The sequence below is a fragment of the Rahnella perminowiae genome (assembly GCF_019049755.1).
GTDB lineage: Bacteria > Pseudomonadota > Gammaproteobacteria > Enterobacterales > Enterobacteriaceae > Rahnella > Rahnella perminowiae.
In genome coordinates, this window is record NZ_JAFMOS010000350.1 from 1 (window position 1) to 5,645 (window position 5,645).

At 45.4% G+C, this 5,645-nt stretch carries 6 protein-coding genes and 1 pseudogene; 2 read left to right on the forward strand and 5 right to left on the reverse strand.

What is annotated here, in order from left to right; all coding sequences use genetic code 11:
- Positions 1–294: 294 nt before the first annotated feature.
- Positions 295–420 (forward strand): annotated as a pseudogene (locus J1785_RS26920) (LysR family transcriptional regulator); the annotation flags it as partial.
- A 425-nt stretch (positions 421–845) separates the two neighbouring features.
- The gene (locus J1785_RS26925) at positions 846–1,181 is read left to right on the forward strand and encodes a LysR substrate-binding domain-containing protein (RefSeq protein WP_338020335.1); all 336 of its coding nucleotides are present in this window, start codon (positions 846–848) and stop codon (positions 1,179–1,181) included.
- Between the two features lie 174 nt (positions 1,182–1,355).
- Here the strand turns inward: J1785_RS26925 and J1785_RS03925 are convergent, their stop codons facing one another.
- The 5 genes from J1785_RS03925 to J1785_RS03945 all read right to left on the reverse strand — a co-directional run bounded on the left by J1785_RS03925 (position 1,356) and on the right by J1785_RS03945 (position 5,438).
- Positions 1,356–2,570 carry an acyltransferase family protein gene (locus tag J1785_RS03925; protein WP_129955492.1) on the reverse strand — a complete coding sequence of 405 codons (1,215 nt, stop codon included), beginning with the start codon at positions 2,568–2,570 and terminating at the stop codon, positions 1,356–1,358.
- A 194-nt stretch (positions 2,571–2,764) separates the two neighbouring features.
- Positions 2,765–3,601 (reverse strand): MBL fold metallo-hydrolase, encoded by an 837-nt coding sequence (locus tag J1785_RS03930; RefSeq protein ID WP_129991807.1) that lies wholly within the window; start codon positions 3,599–3,601, stop codon positions 2,765–2,767.
- A gap of 10 nt (positions 3,602–3,611) precedes the next feature.
- Positions 3,612–3,938 (reverse strand): hypothetical protein, encoded by a 327-nt coding sequence (locus J1785_RS03935; RefSeq protein ID WP_217218858.1) that lies wholly within the window; start codon positions 3,936–3,938, stop codon positions 3,612–3,614.
- Positions 3,939–3,983: 45 nt separating this feature from the next.
- Positions 3,984–4,547 (reverse strand): peptidylprolyl isomerase, encoded by a 564-nt coding sequence (locus J1785_RS03940; RefSeq protein WP_217218859.1) that lies wholly within the window; start codon positions 4,545–4,547, stop codon positions 3,984–3,986.
- A 108-nt stretch (positions 4,548–4,655) separates the two neighbouring features.
- Positions 4,656–5,438, reverse strand: a complete 783-nt coding sequence (locus J1785_RS03945) for an alpha/beta fold hydrolase (RefSeq protein ID WP_129955489.1) — start codon at positions 5,436–5,438, stop codon at positions 4,656–4,658.
- Positions 5,439–5,645: the final 207 nt, after the last annotated feature.

Consider the following 5,645-nt stretch of genomic DNA (forward strand, 5'->3'; position numbering starts at 1 on the left):
CTCATCGAAAGTATTGATACCCTGAAAAAATGCCTGTTGCGGATGACTGATTGTGCGGGGAAATGTGCATGAGTTACAGAGCAGAAAAATAAGCACAGTCTGTTGTTGTAATTCGTAATTCAGAATTAATGTCTGCCCGGAGGGTAATAATACTGACACGTCTCCTGAACTGGCCAGACAGAGCCTGTGGTGGTATCCCGGCGCGCGGGTGTTTAAAACATAGTGACAAAATCATTAATACAGAATATAAATAATTGTTGTGACGGTGAACTAATTTTTAGCATGAGGTCTCAAATGAAGCTAAGTGAACTTCTTGCGTTCGTGACAGTCGTGGAGACAGGGAACATAACCCAGGCAGCCGAGCGTCTGAATCGCGTGCAATCGAGTATTTCCCACCGGATCAGGAGCCTGGAGGATAATCTGGATGTCACCCTGTTAGACCGGAAAACTGATGGTTGCTCACTGACGGCACAAGGTCAGATACTTTATGACTACGCCCTTAAAATATTGAACCTGGCGGATGATTGTAAAAACAACCTTTCCCACTCCAAAAATAGCCAGCTGAATATACGAATTGGCATAATTGAATGTTTACCCCCCTATATTGTCAGCTCGCTCATCGATCTGGGGCATGATTTGGGCTGGAACATAGACATTTCGATAGGTAATACTCTCAGCTTACTCAATGCCTTTGACCAAAATGAATTCGATGCAGTAATAATCGGTGCGGGTTTTTCAAACACCCAGCATTCACGCTCGATATTACTCTCCAGCGAACTGGTTATTATTACCGAAAAAGATTACCCAACCATTAAAGACATCTCCAGCCTTGACGGCGAAGTTTTTTGCTCAGCAGTAAAAAATGTGCAACCACGACCCGCAATTATAATACTCTTTTTAATGAAGGGAATATCACACCCAAACGGGTTGTGGAATGCGGATCATATCCCGTGCTGTTCTCCAGCATTGCCGCCGGTAAAGGCGTATCTTTAGTTTTACGCTGTTCGATCAGTGGCGAGGTACAAAATAAGATTAAAATTCACGAACTCAGTGGTCAGTTCAATGATTTCAAGATAGAGCTTGTTTATCGTACAGACTCACCTTATCTGGATAGCACAAAATTCCGGGGCATAATGACCTCACTTTTTCAGGATCCCCGGCTGCACAACATCGGCTATTAAGGCATCTGTTATTAAGGCATGGGTAACAAGCCTTTAGGCGTTCCCCTTTTCAGTAAAACCCCTCATCAAATACAATCGGGAGAGCATATGACTGATATATGCTCTCCCATTCAGTAAGCAGACTTTCCCGACGCATCCTGTTCTGACAACGAAAGGAAGCATACTCTATTTACGTTATGCAGATTTACGCAGAACGACTAACGACCTGGTGCGACATTTCTCCAGAATTAACTTCATCATGGGTACTTCAAAGTATTTATATAAAAAGGAGGCACAGGAGACAGATAACACTAGCGCAACGGCGATAAGTGCAATCCCTTCCGGCAAGCTAAACTTTCTTCCTGCCGTGAGGTTCAAAAAATAAAAAAGCACTAAAAAATGAACCATATAAAATGAATAAGATATCTCCCCTAACCATACAGACATTTTAGTGTTCAACCATGTATTTCGGTTTTTTAAATCATCACCCGCAATTGAAACGATTAACAAGCTAACGGGGATAATGAATACCACACTCATACTAAACTGGTATGGGATATACATAGATCCGAGATAACTGGCGGCAAGCAGGGCAAACGAAGCCGTTTTCGACAGCACCAGTATGCGTCCGTGCATCATAAGCCGCGCTGCAAACATACCGGCCAGAAATTCAAATATGCGTGAGGGAGGAAAAATATATGAAACCCAAAAATGTTGCTGCGAAATCGGAAATGCCCCCATCATCTTATTCGGCTCAACCCACAGGTAAATGTACGTTTGAACCAACAAGGATCCTGCCGTTACAATCGTTAAACCGAGCAGATCGAATTTTTTAGGTATTGTCTTCATTACTCTAAAAAGATAAGGGAAAGAAAGATAAAACATCGCTTCTATACACAGAGACCAACTGGGTCTGTTACCCACAAAAAAATAATGCACATCATCAACCCAGGTATTCAGTAACAGAAGGTTTGATGACCATAATTTATATTGATATATGCTCATAGCACCAATAACGAACGCCACGGCCCAGGTCAGACAGTGCGTGGGATAAATCTTCGCAAAACGCCGCAGGTAAAAATCCCCCACGGTGTCGTTATCTTTCGCAGACCACACCATGATGAATCCGCTGAGTATGAAGAAATAAGAAACGCCAAGCCAACCCGCTTTGCCTACGATAACAGTAAAAATATGCTGTATGGTGGGGTCTGAAAAGGGTGCGAGATCGCTGGGTAATGATGAGTGAAATAAAAAGACTAATAAAGCAGCCCAGAATCTGCTTCCGGTAAGCGATGGAAGTTTGGGCTGGGAGGGTAATTTCTCCGCCGTGACCGACTGACTCCCATCCTGTTCATTTACATCAGTGCGAATAGCATCAATATTTATTTCTCTGTTTATTGCAGGATTCATTTTGCTCCCCCCGAGGATAGTATTTTAAACCTGAGAATTTATTCAGTAGCATAGCGACAATGTTACACAGTAAAAAAATTAATAACGGCAAAGCAACTTAAGCAGAGCCAGACAGGTTGCCCCATTTAATCGTTGCGCTGCCGGTCAGGAAATACATTATTTACAGAGCAGAATGTTCTGATAATAGCTTTTAATTAATTGAAACCGACGATCCCATATCCGGATTCACGTTTTTCAATATAACCGAATCCTTGCTCGCCAAAATGCATACCGCCGACAAGAATTCTTTCCGAGCTCACCTTCTCCAGCATGTGGGAGCGGATCTCTGCCGCCATGTGAGGATCGTAGTCAAAGGCGATCGCAACTTCCGGTTTTAGCAGTTGAATATGGGGGAAATGAACAATGTCCCCCCAGATTAATACGCTACCTTTGCTACCTTCAATCCGGTAACCCGTATGCCCCGGCGTATGTCCCTTCAGCGGGATCGCAAAAACACCAGGAAATACCTCGCCATGATCGATGAGACGAAGATTTTTCTGATACTTTTTGAATATACTTCGCGCCAGCAGGAAATTACCTTTTACGCGATCACTGACGGCTGCGAAATTCTCATCGTCTTGCAGATAATTGAATTCATCGCTGTTTATCACCAGTTCAGCATTAACAAATACAGCGTCGCCTTCTGCGGTGAGCAATCCACCGATATGATCGGGATGGGCATGGGTGAGAAGTACAGCGTCAATATTGTCAGGTTGTATCCCCAACCGGTCCAGATTGGCAATCAGCCTGCCCCCCCATCCCTTAACTCCCCCTGCTCCGCTATCAATAAGAATATTTTTATCCTGCCGGCGGATTAAGAAGGTATTAATATGAACCGCATTGAGTTCACTGATTTTCGCACTGCGCTGAATGGTTTTGCACTCTTCCTCGTCCACATTTGAAAGCATCCCGAAGTCGACGTGCAGATAGCCATCGCTAACCGCAGTAACCGATATATCGCCGAGATCTCTTGTTGGAAAACTAACATTCATAATCTGTTCCTTAGTTCTTTGCATAAATATTACCTGCTTCAAAAGAGAAACAGCGAATTCTTGCTGTGACTCCTGTTTTCTCCTTAATTAATAAATCAACCTGATGCATGAATTCATCCAACACGGACACGGTTCGGAAAACTTCCTGCCTTAGTTTTGCTTCAAAATAGACCGGCGTACCGAAACCTATCTCTGCGGTGAGGTAGCTGATGTGAATATTATTTTCTTTCGCTTTCAGAATCTCTTTGGCAAGACGGGTTAAGGTGGTTGAAAATTCAGCAAAAACCCCGGCATCTAACCGGTGACTGGCTGAGGTATAGAGAGTAATGCTGGGCATATGACATCGACTCCTTCGGCGAGTTATTTAGGCAGTCAGAGGGCCTTATGCTGTTCTGACAGGGGCTAATCGCATGCTTTTTATGACATCGGGATTAGCCACCGTGCCCGTGTCCGAAGCCCCCCGGCGGAGTTGGTCAATTAACTCTATGCCACTCGTGACCTTCCCAAAAGCCGTGTAGTTCTGGTCTAAAAAACCTGCTCTGGCGGAGGTAATGAAAAACTGATGGCTGGCACTGTGCGGATACCGTGATCTGGCCATGCCGAGGGTACCGCGTTCAAAAGGCATGCGGTTAAACTCTGCGGCCAGCGCCGGTAATCTCCGGTAATCCAGACCGGGATCTTTTATCGGGTCACCCGTTTGTGCCATAAAACCTTCTATAACCCGGCTAAACGGCATGCCGTCATAAAACCTGGCCTCTACCAGCGATTTTATGCGTTCAACATGCCCGGGTGCCAAATCAGGAAATAAACGGATGCTTACTGTTCCATTCGCCAGTTGCATCTCGATAACATCCCTCTGTGCCATAACCCCTTTTAACGCAGCCGGAAGTATTACAGCACCTGCGCACAACCCCAGGCTTCCACCAATAAATAACCGACGATTCATAGGATTTACTCCGTTCGCGCTTCAGATTTTTTCATCATCTGCCTGCAAAATTGACTCATTAACGACGCCCGTGCGCCTCTGACCCGCGCTGAATACCTGCTCCGGGTGTTAATGCGTATTCTTGTTCTCAATGAACGAGATGATTTCATCAGTGAGCGCTTCGGGTTGCTCAAAATTCGGTAAATGGGCTGCGCCGGGTATGATATGCAATGGGGCGTTGCGCTTTTCAGCCAGACGTTGCGCGTAGTCCTGGGGCGTAAGCTGATCTTCACTCCCTCTCACCACCACAGCCCTTACCCCCGGAATATCCATATCTGTCAGATCGGTATCAGCGATGGCGTAGGAACAACCTGCGAAAGCTTCAACCGTTGTCCGACGCAACATCTGCTTCAGGCCGTCTGCGTCTGGCGTATCGATAAATTTCGGTGTCACCCATTTACTTAAAATCCCCATCTCAAGGTGTTCAACACCGTGGTGAAAGACATCTTCAGCCCGTGCCCGCCAGAGCGAAGGCGGAGCGGCATTCACCAGTGCCGTATCGACAATAATCATTCCCTGTACTCGTTTGGGTATCTTGAATCCAATCCATTGCGCAATTGTTCCGCCGATTGAAACCCCGGCAACATAGAACTGATCGATTTGGAGATGATCGAGTGCCGCCACGACATCGTCGGCCAAATCTGCCATGGTAAATCGCAAAGAATCGACCGCGCTTAATCCGTGCCCGCGGATATCCAGGCGGATCACACGATAACGTTCCGTCAGACGCGGCATTTGCAAATCCCACAAGTGCAAATCCGTTCCCAAAGAATGCAGAAGTACCAACGCAGGCGCTTTTTCTGAACCCTGCACATCGACGTGCTGAGTTAATTTAAGTGGCCGGATAAACATTTAATACTCCCTATTCTTTTTCAGCTTCATGGAAATAAACTTTCCCGTTACGATGGCAAACCTTAAACACGCTGCTAACGTTATTAATAGAACAATTGCTATCTTTGCTCTAATGGATAATTTCGATGCGACTATCGAAATTGTAGATAAGGGGTGGATAATATTAATTTTGAAATGTGTAAGGACTTCGGGGCAGCTATTTCAATG

What these genes read in the sequence shown, in the direction of transcription:
- J1785_RS03935 (WP_217218858.1), bottom strand. Translation starts at nt 3,938, where the DNA reads ATGCCCAGCATTACTCTCTATACCTCAGCCAGTCACCGGTTAGATGCC.
- J1785_RS03925 (WP_129955492.1), bottom strand. Translation starts at nt 2,570, where the DNA reads ATGAATCCTGCAATAAACAGAGAAATAAATATTGATGCTATTCGCACT.
- J1785_RS03930 (WP_129991807.1), bottom strand. Translation starts at nt 3,601, where the DNA reads ATGAATGTTAGTTTTCCAACAAGAGATCTCGGCGATATATCGGTTACT.
- J1785_RS03940 (WP_217218859.1), bottom strand. Translation starts at nt 4,547, where the DNA reads ATGAATCGTCGGTTATTTATTGGTGGAAGCCTGGGGTTGTGCGCAGGT.
- J1785_RS03945 (WP_129955489.1), bottom strand. Translation starts at nt 5,438, where the DNA reads ATGTTTATCCGGCCACTTAAATTAACTCAGCACGTCGATGTGCAGGGT.